Origin of the sequence: Citrobacter sp. RHB20-C16, from assembly GCF_013890155.1 — a bacterium.
In the GTDB taxonomy this organism is placed as follows: domain Bacteria; phylum Pseudomonadota; class Gammaproteobacteria; order Enterobacterales; family Enterobacteriaceae; genus Citrobacter_A; species Citrobacter_A amalonaticus.
Window position 1 is genome coordinate 1,637,533 of the sequence record NZ_CP057630.1, and the last position, 16,314, is coordinate 1,653,846.

Sequence of the window (16,314 nt, forward strand, 5' to 3'; positions counted from 1 at the left end):
CTCTTACTCAGTAACGACCTCGTTACCATTAACGATGGTCTTGATGATTTTAAAGTCGTGTGTGAAAGCGGTCAGGTTCGCCACTTTACCCGCCTCGATACTGCCGAGGTGTTTCTCAACACCGATGGCACGCGCAGGGTAGAGGGTCGCCATGCGCAGCACTTCGTCGAGTGCGATACCGCAATGTTCAACCAGATTACGCACGCCTTCAATCATGGTTAGTGATGAACCGCTCAGCGTCCCGTTCTCATCTACACAGAGTCCATTGCGGTAGTATATTGTTTTACCAGCAAAAATGAACTGTTCAATATTTGCCCCTGCCGGCGCAGTCGCATCCGTCACCAGGCACAGTTTGTCGCCTTTCAGCCGTTTGGCGTTGCGGATATTGGCATAGTCAACGTGCAGACCGTCGGCAATCACGCCGCAATAGATATCAGCTTCATCCAGAATCGCACCTGCCAGGCCCGGTTCGCGTCCGGTGATATAAGGCATCGCATTGAACAGATGTGTAGCAAAGGTGATACCTGCACGGAACCCGGTTTTCGCTTCTTTCAGCGTGGCGTTGGAGTGCCCGGCGGAGACTACAATCCCGGCATTCGCCAACTTGCTGATCACTTCCGCAGGAACCATTTCCGGCGCCAGCGTCACTTTGGTGATTACGTCGGCATTATCGCACAGGAAATCGACCAGCGCAGCGTCAGGCTGACGGACAAAGCTCGGATTGTGCGTCCCTTTTTTCACCAGGTTCAGCCACGGGCCTTCCAGGTGCAGACCCAGCGCCTGATTCGGATGTTTGGCCAGGTATTCACGCATCACGCGAATGCCTTGCTTCATGAGATCATCGCTGGTGGTAATCAGCGTAGGCAGGTAGTTGGTGCAGCCCGATTTCTCGTTGGCCTTCTGCATGATCTCCAGCGTTTCAACGGTGACGGCTTCTGCCGTGTCGTTAAACTGCACGCCGCCGCAGCCGTTGAGCTGGACATCGATAAAGCCGGGGGAAAGAATGGCCCCGTTCACTGAACGTTGTTCGATCTCTGGCAGCAGTTCTGCCACAGGACAAACGCGGTCAATCAGGCCATTGGCGACAACAATCGCATGGTCATCAAGAATTTCGTGACCGGTGAAGATCCGGCCCTGGGTTAAAGCATACATTCCGACCCCCGATTTCAAAAAAAATGCCGCCCTGAACATAAAACAGGGCGGAGACTACATTACAGACCTTTGATATTTTCGGCTTCTAACTCGTTGAAATATTTCAGTGTCTTAACTTTCAGTTCCATTGTGGACGGCTCATCGCACACCACAACCGCTTTCGGATGCAGTTGCAGACAGCTGATGGTCCACATGTGGTTCACATTGCCTTCCACCGCAGCTTGCAGCGCCTGCGCTTTCTGCGAACCCAGCACCAGAATCATCACTTCTTCAGCGTCCAGCAGGGTACCCACGCCAACGGTCAGCGCGTACTTCGGTACCTGATCCACGTCGCCGTCAAAGAAACGGGAGTTTGCCACACGGGTGTCATGCGTCAGGGTTTTGATACGGGTACGAGAAGCCAGCGACGAAGCCGGTTCGTTAAAGGCGATATGACCATCATTGCCGACACCCCCCATGAACAGGTGGATTTTACCGTAGGAACGGATCTTTTCTTCATACTGACGGCATTCGGCGTCGATGTCCGGCGCGTTGCCGTTGAGCAGGTTGATATTTTCTGCTGGAATATCAACATGGTCAAAGAAATTGCGATGCATGAAGCTGTAGTAGCTTTCCGGATGCTCTTTTGGCAAGCCGACATATTCGTCCATATTGAACGTCACGACGTGTTTGAAGCTAACCTGGCCCGCTTTGTGCATTTCGACTAAGGCTTTATACGCTGTCAACGGCGTGCCGCCTGTCGGCAGACCCAGAACAAACGGACGATCGGCTGTCGGTTTGAACGCGTTGATGCGATTAACGATATGGCGTGCCGCCCATTTGCCGACCTGTTCAGCGGAAGTCAGGGGAATCAGTCTCATTCTTCACCTCAGAAAGTAAATGTAAGCCGTTGACGGATTGTGCAGGTGCATGGCAAAGCGTAACCTGGCATGCATCAGTTGGGTCAATCTGTCTTGATTTTTTGAATGATAAAATAAGTTTTCCCACATAGCCAGTAAAAGGGAGTGAATATAACGATATTTGGTGACTAAACTCACAAAAAACACGCTTTTAATTTGCGGTACGAATTAAATTTTTACACACTCACAATGCCAGTAAAGCAACAACTGAATTTCAATAAGTTAGTGACAAAATAAAAACACAGCTTAAAGCGAGCCTTAACGGGGTCTCAAAGGGGGAAGAAAGTGAGTATTCTAGGTTATCTGCAAAAGGTAGGCCGTGCGCTAATGGTGCCGGTCGCCACGCTGCCTGCGGCGGCAATATTGATGGGGGTCGGCTATTGGATCGACCCGGTAGGTTGGGGTGGAGATAACGCCCTTGCGGCGTTCTTCATTAAGTCCGGTTCCGCCATTATCGATAACATGTCCGTACTGTTTGCTATCGGTGTGGCTTACGGTATGTCTAAAGATAAAGACGGTGCTGCGGCGCTGACCGGTTTTGTGGGCTTCCTGGTGCTGACCACGCTCTGTTCTCCGGCGGCGGTTTCCATGATTCAGAAGATCCCTGCAGACCAGGTGCCTGCTGCTTTCGGAAAGATCAGCAACCAGTTTGTGGGTATCCTTGTGGGTATTATCTCTGCTGAACTGTACAACCGCTTTAGTAGCGTTGAGCTTCCGAAAGCGCTCTCCTTCTTCAGCGGGCGCCGTCTGGTACCGATCCTCACCTCTTTTGTGATGATCGTTGTGGCGTTCATCATGATGTACATCTGGCCGGTAATTTTCGACGGTCTGGTTAACTTCGGTGAACACATTCAAAAACTGGGCTCAACCGGTGCGGGTATCTACGCCTTCTTTAACCGTCTGTTGATTCCGGTGGGTCTGCATCACGCCCTGAACTCCGTATTCTGGTTCGACGTTGCGGGGATTAACGACATTCCTAACTTCCTCGGCGGTGCCCAGTCTATTGAATCGGGTAAAGCAGTTGTCGGGATTACCGGTCGTTATCAGGCGGGCTTCTTCCCAATCATGATGTTTGGTCTGCCGGGTGCGGCGCTGGCTATCTACCACTGCGCGCGTCCTGAGAACAAGGCGAAAGTGCTGGGTATTATGATGGCCGGTGCGTTTGCGGCATTCTTTACCGGTATCACTGAACCGCTGGAATTCTCCTTCATGTTCGTTGCGCCGGTTCTGTATGTGATTCACGCCGTCCTGACCGGGATCTCTGTATTCATCGCAGCGAGCATGCATTGGATTGCTGGCTTCGGCTTCAGCGCGGGTCTGGTGGATATGGTGCTTTCTTCCCGTAACCCGCTGGCGACCCAGTGGTGGATGCTGATCCCGCAGGGTCTGGTGTTCTTTGCCATCTACTACGTGGTGTTCCGTTTCGTTATCACCAAATTCAACCTGATGACGCCGGGTCGCGAACTGGCTGTGGCTGGCAGCGAAGCGGACGGTCAGGACCTCAACGTGAGCAGCGATAAAGAGCAGGACGTTTCTGCCCTGGCGCGTCAGTACATCGCCGCCATCGGTGGTTCTGATAACCTCACCGGTATTGACGCCTGCATCACCCGTCTGCGTCTGAGCGTAAAAGACTCGTCGCTGGTGAATGAAGGTCTGGCGAAACGCTTGGGTGCTTCTGGTGTGATTCGTCTGAACAAAACCAGCGTGCAGATTATCGTCGGCTTCGTGGCTGAGAAAATCGCCAACGCGATGAAAACCACCGGTCCGGTTGCGGCGGCTGAAGCCTCTGCTGCGCCTGTTGCCCAGGCAGCAGCTAAACCGCAGGCGGTTCCAAATGCGGTGACCATTGCCGAACTGGTTTCTCCGGTAACCGGTGATGTGGTTGCGCTGGAGCAGGTGCCTGACGAAGCGTTCGCCAGCAAAGCGGTGGGTGATGGTGTTGCGGTAAAACCAACGGATAAAACCGTAGTTTCTCCGGCTGCGGGCACGATTGTGAAAATCTTCAATACCAATCATGCGTTCTGTCTGGAAACCGAGAAAGGCGCGGAAATCGTTGTCCACATGGGGATCGATACCGTCGCGCTGAACGGCCAGGGCTTCACGCGTCTGGTAGAAGAGGGCGCGGAAGTGACCGCGGGTCAGCCGATTTTGGAAATGGATCTGGATTACCTGAACGCAAACGCGCGCTCTATGATTAGTCCGGTGGTGTGCAGCAACATCGACGATTTCAGCGGCCTGGTGATTAAAGCCGACGGTCACGTTGTTGCCGGTCAAACGCCACTGTATGAGATCAAAGGGTAGGTCGGATAAGGTATAAGACGCCATCCGGCAACATGAAGCGGCGGGGGAAACCTCCGCCGCTTTTTTTTGCAGCAAAATCCCTCCTATTTTTCTTCAACGCCACTTTTTCAGTAACTAAAGGTTGTCAGTCAGTCCGGCTTATAAGATCATATGCCGTTATACGTTGTTTACGCTTTGAGGAATCCACGATGAGTGAGGCTGAAGCCCGCCCGAGTAACTTTATTCGTCAGATCATCGATGAAGATCTGGCCAGTGGTAAGCACACCACAGTCCATACCCGTTTTCCGCCGGAGCCAAATGGCTATCTGCACATTGGCCACGCGAAATCCATCTGCCTGAACTTTGGTATTGCGCAAGACTACCAGGGCCAGTGCAACCTGCGTTTCGATGACACCAACCCGGTAAAAGAAGATATCGAGTACGTTGATTCGATCAAAAACGACGTTGAGTGGTTAGGTTTTCACTGGGCTGGCAACGTTCGCTACTCCTCAGATTACTTTGATCAACTGCACGCTTATGCGGTTGAACTGATCAACAAAGGTCTGGCGTATGTCGATGAGCTGACGCCGGAGCAGATCCGCGAATACCGTGGCACGCTGACTCAGCCTGGCAAAAACAGTCCGTTCCGCGATCGCAGCATCGAAGAGAACCTCGCGCTGTTTGAAAAAATGCGTACCGGCGGTTTTGAAGAAGGTAAAGCCTGCCTGCGTGCGAAGATCGACATGGCGTCGCCGTTTATCGTGATGCGCGATCCGGTTCTGTACCGCATTAAATTTGCCGAGCACCATCAGACCGGCAACAAGTGGTGCATCTACCCGATGTACGACTTCACCCACTGCATCAGTGATGCGCTGGAAGGTATTACCCACTCTCTGTGTACCCTGGAATTCCAGGACAACCGTCGTCTGTACGACTGGGTGCTCGATAACATCACGATTCCGGTTCATCCGCGCCAGTATGAATTCTCGCGCCTGAATCTGGAATACACGGTGATGTCCAAGCGTAAGCTGAACCTGCTAGTGGCTGACAAGCACGTTGAAGGCTGGGACGATCCGCGTATGCCGACGATCTCTGGTCTGCGTCGTCGTGGCTATACCGCAGCGGCGATCCGTGAATTCTGCAAACGCATTGGCGTGACCAAGCAGGACAATACGATCGAAATGGCGTCGCTGGAATCTTGTATCCGCGAAGACCTGAACGAAAACGCCCCGCGTGCGATGGCGGTTATTGATCCGGTGAAACTGGTTATCGAGAACTACCCGCAGGGTGAAAGCGAAATGGTCACCATGCCTAACCATCCGAACAAACCGGAAATGGGCACGCGTGAAGTTCCTTTCAGCGGTGAAATCTGGATCGATCGCGCTGATTTCCGCGAAGAAGCCAACAAGCAGTACAAACGTCTGGTGATGGGTAAAGAAGTGCGTCTGCGCAACGCCTACGTGGTGAAAGCAGAACGCGTGGAAAAAGATGCGGAAGGCACTATTACCACCATCTTCTGTACCTATGATGCAGATACCCTGAGCAAAGATCCGGCAGATGGCCGTAAAGTGAAAGGTGTGATCCACTGGGTTAGTGCCGCACACGCGCTGCCAGTCGAAATTCGTCTCTACGATCGTCTGTTCAGCGTACCAAACCCAGGCGCGGCGGAAGATTTCCTCTCCGTGATGAACCCGGAATCGCTGGTGATCAAACAGGGGTTTGCTGAACCGTCGCTGAAAGCCGCAGTAGCAGGGAAAGCGTTCCAGTTTGAGCGCGAAGGCTACTTCTGCCTGGACAGCCGTTACGCCAGCGCAGAGAAGCTGGTGTTTAACCGCACCGTTGGCCTGCGTGACACTTGGGCGAAAGTCGGCGAATAAACTGCCGCGATGCTACCTTCAAGCGCCGCATTCTGCGGCGTTTTTTTATCTTCTGTTCAACGAAAAATCTCGCTTTGCGAAGCGAATTAATTCCCATTCACAAAATAATGCCATTAACAACCGTCTGTTATCGATAACACTCGCAAAAAACAGATAGTGTCATGAAATCGCGTTCATCTTTCTGGAAAACAAAGAGAATTTGCATCTTTTATGGTATTTTTTGATGGATGAATAAAATGTAACAGGAAGCAATGAATTATGTGCGGTTGCTCATACTCTTACATTCTCGTTACAGAAAGATATTGATAATTCGCGTCGCGAAAAATAGTCTATCACTGTAGTCAGTGAGGTTTTTTTCAGTGCTACTTTTACTTTTTTATTTTTTCGCTGTTTTGCCTTTGGCAACAGCAATTTATACGTCAAAGAGGATTAACATATGCGTACGTTTAGTGGCAAACGTAGTGCGCTGGCGTTGGCTATCGCCGGTATCACAGCACTGTCAGGTCTGGTCGTTGTTCCGCAGGCACAGGCCGAAGGCTTTATCGATGATTCAACCCTGACGGGCGGCATTTATTACTGGCAGCGTGAACGCGACCGTAAAGATGTCACCGACGGAGATAAGTACAAAACCAACCTTTCTCACGCGACCTGGAACGCCAACCTGGATTTCCAGTCCGGCTATGCAGCAGATATGTTCGGTCTCGATGTGGCGGCGTTTACGGCAATTGAAATGGCAGAAAACGGCGACAGCGGCCATCCAAACGAAATCGCGTTCTCGAAAAAGAACAAAGGCTACGATGAAGACTACTCCGGTGATAAGAGCGGAATCAGTTTGTACAAGGCCGCCGCGAAATTCAAATACGGCCCAGCCTGGGCGCGTGCCGGTTATATTCAGCCTACTGGTCAGACGCTGTTAGCACCGCACTGGAGCTTTATGCCAGGTACCTATCAGGGTGCTGAAGCGGGCGCAAACTTTGACTACGGCGATGCAGGCGCACTGAGTTTCTCCTACATGTGGGCCAACGAATATAAAGCGCCATGGCACACTGAGGTTGATAAATTCTACCAGGGCGATAAAAAGACCAAAGTCGATTATCTCCATTCTGTCGGCGCAAAGTATGATTTCAAAAATGACCTGGTGCTGGAAGCCGCCTTTGGTCAGTCCGAAGGCTATGTCGATCAGTACTTCGCCAAAGCCAGCTACAAGTTTGATTTAGGTGGCAATCCGTTCTCCACCAGCTACCAGTTCTACGGTGCGCGTGACAAAGTTGATGACCGCAGCGCCAGCGATATCTATGACGGAACCGCCTGGCTGCAAGCGTTGACCTTCGGCTATAAAGTGGCGGAAGTGGTTGACCTGCGTCTGGAAGGGACCTGGGTTAAGGCCGAAGGGCAGCAAGGGTTCTTCCTGCAACGTATGACGCCGACCTATGCGTCATCCAACGGTCGTCTGGATATCTGGTGGGATAACCGTTCAGACTTCAACGCCAACGGCGAAAAAGCGGTCTTCTTTGGCGCGATGTATGACCTGAAGAACTGGAACCTGCCAGGCTGGGCCGTCGGGGCTTCTTATGTATATGCCTGGGACGCGAAACCGTCTACCTGGCAGAGCAACCCGGATGCGTACTACGACAAAAACCGTACCATTGAAGAATCGTCATACAGCCTGGATGCGGTCTACACCCTGCAGGACGGTCGTGCGAAAGGCACCATGTTTAAACTGCACTTCACCGAATATGACAACCACTCCAACATCCCGAGCTGGGGCGGCGGTTACGGCAACATCTTCCAGGATGAGCGCGACGTGAAGTTCATTGTGATTGCACCGTTCACCATCTTCTAATGCCAACAGCGGCAGGCCTTGTGCCTGCCGCCTCGTTGAGGACCATGCTATGAAAAAACTGATACTCATCGCCGTAATGGCCTCGGGACTGGTGGCCTGCGCACCGTCAACGGCGCCGAAAGAAGATAGTCGGTTGAAAGAGGCGTATAGCGCCTGTATCAACACGGCACAGGGATCGCCCGAGAAAATCGAAGCCTGCCAGAGCGTGCTGGATGTGCTGAAAAAAGAAAAACAACATCAACAGTTTGCAAATCAGGAAAGTGTTCGTGTGCTGGATTACCAGCAGTGTATTCAGGCGACACGTACCGGTAACGATCAGGCTGTCAAAGCCGATTGCGATAAGATCTGGCAGGAAATTCGCAGTAACAATACGGCGAAGTAAACGTCAGAGACAACATAAAGCGGGCGGAGATATCTCTCCGCCCGCTTGCGTTTCAGAGCTTATTCTCTGCTGTCTGATAGCCACGGCTGAGACGAACAAACAGCATTGCCGTTGCGGCGAGTCCGCACAGCGCCGCGCACATGAGCCACCACCCCGGAGAACTCTTATCGCCGGTCAACTGGACCAATGCGGTGGAGATAGCAGGCGTCAGGCCGCCGAAAATCGCTGTCGCAAGACTAAAGGCCAGCGAAAAACCCACGGTTCGGACATAAACCGGCATCACTTCGGTCAGGGCCGCCACCATCGCGCCGTTATACATGCCAAAAAAGAACGAGAACCAGAGCAGCACCAGCGTCATGCGGGTGAAGTCAGGGGCAGCGGTAAGCCAGTTCATCACCGGCCAGGTGGTGACGAGGGCGAGCAAGGTGATGCCCATCAGCACCGGGCGTCGCCCGATCCGATCAGAGATAGCGCCGCCAATCGGCAGCCAGATGAAGTTAGAAATCCCTACCAGCATGGTGACTACCAGGCTGTCACGCGCGCTCAGGTTCAACACCGTTCTCCCGTAAGTGGGGGTATAGACAGTAATAAAATAAAAGGTCGTGGTCGTCATCGCCACCAGCAGGGTACCCGCGGTGATGATGCGCCAGTTTTTAGCAATAGTGGTAAAAATTTCCCGGGTGTCCGGACGGTGTTTACGTTGTAAAAAGGCTTCAGTTTCCTGTAGCGAACGTCGAAGAACAAAAATCAGCGGAATAATCATGCAGCCAATGAAGAACGGGATTCGCCACCCCCATTCGGAGATTTCATCGTGTCCCAGCGTGACATTCAGACCGTAGCCGATCAGCGCGGCGACGACAATCGCCACCTGCTGGCTGGCCGATTGCCAACTGGTGTAAAAGCCTTTATTGCCTGGCGTGGCGATCTCAGAAAGATAAACAGAGACGCCGCCCAGTTCGACGCCAGCAGAAAATCCCTGTAGCAGACGCCCCACCAGGACCAGCACGGGAGCCAGCAGGCCGATAGTCTGATAACCCGGCACGAGGGCGATGAGCAGCGTGCCGCAGCCCATAATCGCCAGGGTGACCATCAGCCCTTTCCGTCGGCCGATCCTGTCGATATATGCGCCCAACACCACGGCCCCGATAGGGCGCATTAAAAATCCGGAGCCAAAAACGGCAAAAGTAAGCATTAATGCGGCAAACTCACTTTCGGCAGGAAAAAACGTCTTTGCGATATAAGTGGCGTAAAAACCAAACAGGAAAAAATCGAACTGTTCGAGAAAATTACCGCTGGTCACACGCAGTATTGCGCCGAACGTGCCAGCGCGCGATGGTTGTTGAGTCATTGAAGTTGCTCCACTGTCTTATCATAATTATGTATAGAGGTAAGAGTTTGCGGGTTAGTCGCCTGCGACCCCCGCCTGTTTTCCACGTCGCTTCTCAATCGCCCATTTGAGTAAAGACGCGCAGCGGTAAAATCCGTGGGCAAATTTTCCGTATGGAATGGTCAAAAAAAGCGCCATGACCACGCCAAGATGGATGGCAAGCAGGATCCCCATCCATGAGGTGTCTCTTCCCGCCAGCAAACCTATACCGGTCAGGCTGGTCAGGAGCAGCAGTAAAATAAAACCGCGATCCATCGGTTTCTGTCGCGCGTCGCCATGCAGTGGCGAGCGCTTAAGGTTTAACCACAGCAGGCCTGCCGGGCCGACAATTAAACCGATTCCTCCGAGCGTGCCAAGCATGACCGGCACGCTGAAGAACGGGTAGGGGGCTTCCCAACCGGCGAAGTAGTGGTAACCCGTCGCCACCACGGTCGCGGCGAAACAGAGCATAAAGCCGTAGAAGGTGAAATGGTGGAAACGACGACGCATCAATGTGAAAGCATCGTCCGCCTCGTTGCAGCCTTTGCCATGTCCGCCGTCGAGGTATTTCAGCGTCAGCGCGTTGTGCGACGCTTCGGCAATTTCCGCCGGACGCGGCCCGACGGGAGAGATCTCGCGCCAGAAGCGGATCACCCCTGCCATTAGTAAACCGATCGCCAGCATGAAAACCGATCCAAACATCCATGCCAGCAGGTTATGCGGGAAGATTTGGTAGAAATCACCGGCCAGCGGCGGATGGAGTAGCGATCCCTTCAGCCCCATCGCGAGGAGTAAAAAGAGGATCAGACTAAAGACCAGTGCCAGCGTCACGGTGACGCCAGCCTGGCGATACAGCGCCCCGAAGGCCGCCGGTTGCGCGTAGTGTTGATACGTTTCCAGACGCACTTCCGCCATTGCTTTCGGCACGTTGATCGCAAACTCATGGGGCGGCGCATACTGGCAGGCGTGCAGGCAGGCGCCGCAGTTATGGCACAAGTTTGCCAGATAGTTAATGTCCGCTTTGCCAAATTCCAGCCGTTGCGTCATCGCCGGGAACACGGCGCAAAATCCTTCGCAATAGCGACAGGCGTTACACACCTGCATCACCCGCTCGACTTCAGCTTCTGGCTCGGTGAGAATTTTGGCCTCGATGATCAGTTTTTCAAGCTGCTTCATGATGCGCCTCCTTACGTGCTGCCTGCGCGGCTTCTTTACCTGCGATGCGACCAAACGTGGTGCCGATGGACATGCCGACACCGGCGGTATAGCCCTTGCCCAGTACGTTGCCAGCCATCATCTCACCGGCAACGAACAGGTTACGGCTGGGGGTGCCTGCGAAGTGGACTGCAGCGTGTTCATTCACTTTCAGTCCCAGATAGGTAAAGGTGATCCCTGGTCGCAGGGCGTAACCGTAGTAGGGGGGCGTATCAATAGGCCGCGCCCAGTGCGTTTTTGGTGGCGTCAGACCCTGCGTCGCGCAGTTGTCCAGCTTCGTGTGATCAAACTGACCCGGCTGACAGGCCTGATTGTAGTGCTCCAAGGTATGGGTAAAGCGTTCGGGATCCAGCCCCAACTGGCGGGCCAGTTCACTCAGCGTATTGGCCTGTGCGCCGGGGAAAACCGGCGGCATAAAGTGACCGATCGCTTTGCTGTCGATAATGGAGTAGCCAATCTGCCCCGGTTGGTGGGCAACCAGACGCCCCCAGATGGCATAGCGTTTCGGCCAGAAATCTTCGCCTTCATCGTAAAAGCGCTCCGCGTCCCGGTTGACTACCACACCCAGTGAGACGCAATCCACGCGGGTACAAATGCCGCCGTCGTACAACGGGGCCCGGGCATCAATCGCTACACAGTGGGACTGAGACGGATCGCCGATAATGTCAGCACCGGCATCGATCATAAACTTGAGCAAGACGCCCTGATTAAAGCGGGTGCCGCGAATGAGGAAGTTATCGGCTGGCCATTCGCCACGAGCGTTCTCTCCCCAGGCGTCGCGCAGCCATTCGCGGTTGGATTCAAATCCACCGGCGGCGAGTACGCAGGCTTTCGCCTCAATGCGCTCGTGACCTGCCAGGGCTGCGATGAATTCGCCGTTGCGCAATTCAAGTGCCTGTACCGGCGTGTTGTAGCGAATCTGTACCCCCAGCTTTTCTGCGCTGCGGTAATAGGCGTTCACGAGGGCTTTACCGCCGCCCATGAAGAAGGCATTGGTACGCGCCACGTGCAGCGCGCCAGAGAGCGGAGGCTGAAAATTAACGCCGTGCTGACGCATCCAGTCGCGACACTGGGAAGAGGTCCGGATCACCAGTCGCGCCAACGCTTCATTGGTATTGCCTTCGGTGACACGCCAGAGATCCTGCCAGAACTCCTCTTCGGGATAACTCTCGACCAGCACATCCTGTGGCGCATCGTGCATACAGCGTAAATTGCGCGTGTGTTGGGAATTCCCGCCGCGCCATTCCCGGGGCGCAGCCTCTAACAGCAGCACGGAAGCTCCTGCCTCACGGGCGGTTAAGGCGGCACATAACGCGGCATTACCACCGCCAATCACCAGTACATCAACCATCGTCTACTCCATTACCATTTAACTATTTGTTAAATTTGTAATTGAAATGTATACGTGCTGATTGTATGGGCGCTATGACGAATAGCTAAAGAGGGGTTTAGGGAGCGTAAAGGGTTGCGCCCGGCCAATGACCGGTTTCAACGAGTTCACGCATGACTTTTGTGAGTATTACGCGGGCTGCAAGACCGGCAGGGGTGAGTTCATCGTCCGACAGACTGACCAGAAAATTGGGGCGGCTGAGGACAGGATTATGGACGCCGATCACTCTTAGCGCTTCCCTCTCAAGATGCGAAATGGCTGCACCGGGTTGCAGCGTGGCGCCGAGTCCGCTGCCAACGGCGCGCATCAGTAACGTCAGGCCGTCAATTTCCGTGGCAATATCGACCTTCAGTCCGTGTTCCTGACAGATGGCTTCCAGTCTGCCACGCAGGCCGTGTCCCTGGCTTGGCATGATCAGGGGAATATTCGCCAGTTGAGCAGGCGTTATGGTGTCATCCGGAATATCCGCCAGCAGCTCGTGTGTGCCAATCAGAAACAGGCGCTCCTCAAGAACCGGTCTGGCGCTCCAGCGCAGGATTTTCTCTTTTTGAAACACGACCGCCAGATCAATCTGGCGCGTGTTGATCATCCGTTCCAGATTACCCGACAGGCTTTCCACCACATGCAGGCGAACGTCGGCGTAATGTTCCCGCATGGCATGAATAAACGGTATTCCCAGGATGGAGGCGGTGCTGGGGGCCATGCCGACGCTGACGTGTCCCGAAAGACGCGCCTCGCGAGCGGCCAGGATCGCATCATCGGCGTGGCGTAGCGCCAGTTGTGCCTGCGAGTAAAAGGCCAGACCGGCGTTAGTGGGCGTGACGCCGCGCGAGGTTCGCTGCAACAGGCGGATCGCGAGTTCGTTTTCCAGCCGCGTCATCTGCTGGCTCAGGGCGGACACGCCGATGTCGAGATCGAGCGCCGCGCTGCCCATACTGCCGGTTTCTACAATACGGACAAAGTAACGTAGCTGGCGAAGTTCCATTTCGATTCTCCGGACGAAGCAGGGTGATATATTTTACATTAAAGCAACATGCAGGCAGAAGAAAGCGCTGAGTAGGGAATGGCAGGCATAAAAAAAGCCAACCGGCAGGTTGGCTTTTCAGAATAATGCAGATTATTTCGCGTCATGCGCGTGTTCGTTTTCGCGGCAATCGCCTTCAGCGCAGTGGCCATAGAGGTAGAGGCTATGGTTCGTCAGACGAATGCCATGCTTCGACGCGATCTCACGCTGGCGCGCTTCAATAGACTCATCGCTAAATTCGATCACTTTGCCGCAATCAAGGCAAATCAGGTGATCGTGATGATGCTGCTGGGTCAGCTCGAAAACGGATTTGCCGCCTTCAAAATTGTGGCGGGTTACGATACCGGCGTCATCAAACTGGTTCAGCACGCGATACACGGTCGCCAGACCAATTTCTTCACCCATGTCGATCAGTCGTTTGTATAAATCTTCCGCACTGACGTGATGGTTATCCGGTCCCTGAAGAACTTCCAGAATCTTTAAACGTGGAAGCGTTACTTTCAGGCCAGCCTTCTTTAATGCGGTATTGTTGTCAGTCATGCGGAATCTGTCCTGTTGCTAAACGATTCACTTCATACAAGAAGTGACAGAAATTGCACTCGGGATAATGCGTTTCATTATAGGACTGCCGTGTCTAAATGAAAACTGCAAGCCTCTGGCAAATGTTAATAAATAGTCGGTATTGCCTGGAAATGAGAGCGCCACCTAAAAACTCCCGCACATTGTACAGGGATGGGCAAGAAAGTTACAAATTTGTAGCAATTATTTTGATTGGTTCTGTCTATTGATGCGGCGCAAACCTTGTCTGCGCCGCCGTACATCAGGCGTTGATGATCTCATCAAGGTGCAATTCTTCAGAGATCTGCTTCACCCATTTTTCCACGCGCTCGGCGGTCAGTTCCGGCTGACGGTCTTCGTCAATCGCCAGACCGACAAAATGGTTATCATCCGCCAGACCTTTGGAGGCTTCAAAATGATAGCCAGCGGTCGGCCAGTGACCCACGATGGTTGCACCGCGCGGCTCAATGATATCGCGGATTGTGCCTAACGCGTCGCAGAAGTATTCTGCATAATCTTCCTGATCGCCACAGCCGAACAGTGCGACCAGTTTGCCGTTAAAATCGATGTCTTCGAGGGTAGGGAAGAAGTCGTCCCAGTCGCACTGCGCTTCACCGTAGTACCAGGTTGGGATGCCAAGCAGCAGAATGTCATAACTTTCGAGATCTTCCTTGCTGCTTTTTGCAATGTCATGCACATCGGCAACGTCTTTACCAAGCTGTTTTTGAATCATTTTTGCGATATTTTCGGTATTCCCGGTGTCGCTGCCGAAAAAGATGCCAGTGATTGCCATGAGTAAAGTAACCTCTTGAAACTTATTGAAATGGTGGTGGCGAATTGCCCACAGATAAGGGCAATCATAGCAGAACAGTCAGGTATGCGGAAATAGCAAACGCATACGAGTGCACTCCATGCTACACGAAAGTGGGAGAGAGGATAATTTCAGGCGAGATCCTGGCCGCGTAGCGTTGCCAGTTGGGCCATCAATATCTCTTCGATCAGTTCACTGCGGCTCATCTCTCGGGATTCCGCCAGCTCATTCAACGCGTCAACAGCTTCTGCGTTGAGTTTGAGTTCGACACGCTTAAGACCGCGAACTTTGTCGCGTTTGAGTTGATTACGCTTATTAATGCGCAGCTGTTCATCGCGTGAAAGCGGATTGGTTTTCGGTCGTCCCGGGCGACGCTCGTGCGCGAACAGATCTAGTGTCGTACGGTCCGTTTGTTCTTTGGCCATGATATTGGTGACTTCGGGGAAACAATCAGCCAGGCCTCTGCCCGGATGGATAGCGCGCCATCATACATCAGCGAATGAGGCGCGCCAACGTTCACACGCGTAATCGCGCACGGACGCTGAGTTTTTAATCAGTTAGCTGTTTCATTAAGATAACGACGGATGGCGCGCAACACCGCCTCCGGTTTTTCGGCATGCACCCAGTGACCGGCCCCGGCAATCACATGCGCACGTGCTTGCGGAAACTGTGCCAGTAAATCGTCGCGATACGCCTCGGTGACGTATGGGGAGTTGCCGCCGGGGATAAACAGCGCCGGATGATTCCAGGCGGGTATTGTCTCCCAGCCGACGATATGCGGATATTGTTCCCACAGTACCGGCACGTTGAAGCGCCACTCGCCGTCAACATACGATTTCAGCAAAAATTGAATCACGCCTTCTTCATTAAGATGTTCGCGCATGACCGCTGCCGCCTGCTGGCGAGTTTTTGCCGCTGATGCCGTCACCGCGTTGATAGCCGCGAAAATTTCGTCGTGGCGGCGGACATGGTAATCCACCGGGGCGATATCGATAGCCACTAAGCGATCGATGCGTTCCGGTGCCAGCGCGCTGAGCGCCATCACCGCTTTACCCCCCATAGAGTGGCCAATGAAGGTGGCTTTTTCGATGTGTTGCGCATCCAGCGTATCCAGTAGATCCTGCGCCATCGCCGGGTAGTTCATCACCGGATCGCGAGGAGAGAGACCGTGGTTACGCATATCGACCTGGATGATGTCATGGTCGTTCACCAGGTCACGAGCAAGCACGCCCAGATTGTCCAGACTGCCAAATAAACCGTGAACCAGTACGATGGGAGAATTATTGTGCAGGTTTTGTGCGGATTGCGCTCGGATATTCAATTTCATGGCAAAGTTCTTTTTTTCGCTCTGTCGGGTTAGGGTATTATGTTGACCATTCTGCCACTGGGCTGCAACCACTTCGGTTTTCTCCGAGTTTTTTGTTCAGCCGGGTTTGACGCTATTCGCTGTTGGGATTTGCTCCTATACTCCCAACGATTTGTATTTCAGATCAGATAAGACACCGCACTGGATTAAG

Annotated in this window: 14 protein-coding genes; 4 read left to right on the forward strand and 10 right to left on the reverse strand. The window is 53.3% G+C overall.

Annotation, left to right across the window (positions count from 1 at the left end; all coding sequences use genetic code 11):
* Positions 1-3 precede the first annotated feature (3 nt).
* Both nagA and nagB read right to left on the reverse strand, forming a co-directional pair.
* Positions 4-1,152 carry an N-acetylglucosamine-6-phosphate deacetylase gene (gene nagA / locus HVX64_RS07865; protein ID WP_181825375.1) on the reverse strand — a complete coding sequence of 383 codons (1,149 nt, stop codon included), beginning with the start codon at positions 1,150-1,152 and terminating at the stop codon, positions 4-6.
* 59 nt (positions 1,153-1,211) lie between these two features.
* Positions 1,212-2,012, reverse strand: coding sequence for a glucosamine-6-phosphate deaminase (nagB, locus tag HVX64_RS07870; RefSeq protein WP_043001402.1), 801 nt, complete (start codon positions 2,010-2,012; stop codon positions 1,212-1,214).
* 324 nt (positions 2,013-2,336) lie between these two features.
* Here nagB and nagE point away from each other — a divergent pair, with 324 nt between their 5' ends.
* The 4 genes from nagE (at position 2,337) to chiQ (ending at position 8,433) form a co-directional block, all read left to right on the forward strand.
* Positions 2,337-4,352 carry an N-acetylglucosamine-specific PTS transporter subunit IIBC gene (gene nagE / locus HVX64_RS07875; protein WP_043001401.1) on the forward strand — a complete coding sequence of 672 codons (2,016 nt, stop codon included), beginning with the start codon at positions 2,337-2,339 and terminating at the stop codon, positions 4,350-4,352.
* A 188-nt stretch (positions 4,353-4,540) separates the two neighbouring features.
* Positions 4,541-6,208 (forward strand): glutamine--tRNA ligase, encoded by a 1,668-nt coding sequence (gene glnS, locus HVX64_RS07880; RefSeq protein WP_043001400.1) that lies wholly within the window; start codon positions 4,541-4,543, stop codon positions 6,206-6,208.
* A gap of 436 nt (positions 6,209-6,644) precedes the next feature.
* Positions 6,645-8,051, forward strand: coding sequence for a chitoporin (gene chiP, locus HVX64_RS07890; protein ID WP_043001399.1), 1,407 nt, complete (start codon positions 6,645-6,647; stop codon positions 8,049-8,051).
* A gap of 49 nt (positions 8,052-8,100) precedes the next feature.
* A complete protein-coding gene (chiQ, locus tag HVX64_RS07895) occupies positions 8,101-8,433 on the forward strand; it encodes a ChiQ/YbfN family lipoprotein (RefSeq protein WP_044256579.1) in 333 nt (110 codons plus the stop codon).
* 52 nt (positions 8,434-8,485) lie between these two features.
* Here the strand turns inward: chiQ and tcuC are convergent, their stop codons facing one another.
* From tcuC to ybfF, 8 genes are all read right to left on the reverse strand, one after another.
* Positions 8,486-9,781 (reverse strand): tricarballylate/proton symporter TcuC, encoded by a 1,296-nt coding sequence (gene tcuC, locus HVX64_RS07900; RefSeq protein WP_032190702.1) that lies wholly within the window; start codon positions 9,779-9,781, stop codon positions 8,486-8,488.
* A gap of 54 nt (positions 9,782-9,835) precedes the next feature.
* The gene (tcuB, locus tag HVX64_RS07905) at positions 9,836-10,975 is read right to left on the reverse strand and encodes a tricarballylate utilization 4Fe-4S protein TcuB (protein ID WP_044256576.1); all 1,140 of its coding nucleotides are present in this window, start codon (positions 10,973-10,975) and stop codon (positions 9,836-9,838) included.
* A complete protein-coding gene (tcuA, locus tag HVX64_RS07910; RefSeq protein ID WP_181825376.1) occupies positions 10,962-12,365 on the reverse strand; it encodes an FAD-dependent tricarballylate dehydrogenase TcuA in 1,404 nt (467 codons plus the stop codon). Before tcuA ends, tcuB begins: the two co-directional genes overlap by 14 nt.
* A 97-nt stretch (positions 12,366-12,462) precedes the next feature.
* Entirely contained in the window at positions 12,463-13,389 is a 927-nt protein-coding gene (tcuR, locus tag HVX64_RS07915; RefSeq protein WP_044256574.1) for a tricarballylate utilization LysR family transcriptional regulator TcuR, read from the reverse strand.
* 132 nt (positions 13,390-13,521) lie between these two features.
* Complete coding sequence (fur, locus tag HVX64_RS07920; RefSeq protein WP_043001394.1) at positions 13,522-13,968, reverse strand: ferric iron uptake transcriptional regulator; 447 nt, start codon at positions 13,966-13,968, stop codon at positions 13,522-13,524.
* Positions 13,969-14,248: 280 nt separating this feature from the next.
* Positions 14,249-14,779 carry a flavodoxin FldA gene (fldA, locus tag HVX64_RS07925; RefSeq protein ID WP_044256572.1) on the reverse strand — a complete coding sequence of 177 codons (531 nt, stop codon included), beginning with the start codon at positions 14,777-14,779 and terminating at the stop codon, positions 14,249-14,251.
* Positions 14,780-14,928: 149 nt separating this feature from the next.
* A complete protein-coding gene (gene ybfE / locus HVX64_RS07930; RefSeq protein ID WP_043001392.1) occupies positions 14,929-15,222 on the reverse strand; it encodes a LexA regulated protein in 294 nt (97 codons plus the stop codon).
* 128 nt (positions 15,223-15,350) lie between these two features.
* On the reverse strand, positions 15,351-16,124 hold the full coding sequence (gene ybfF, locus HVX64_RS07935; RefSeq protein ID WP_043001990.1) for an esterase: 774 nt from the start codon (positions 16,122-16,124) through the stop codon (positions 15,351-15,353).
* Positions 16,125-16,314: the final 190 nt, after the last annotated feature.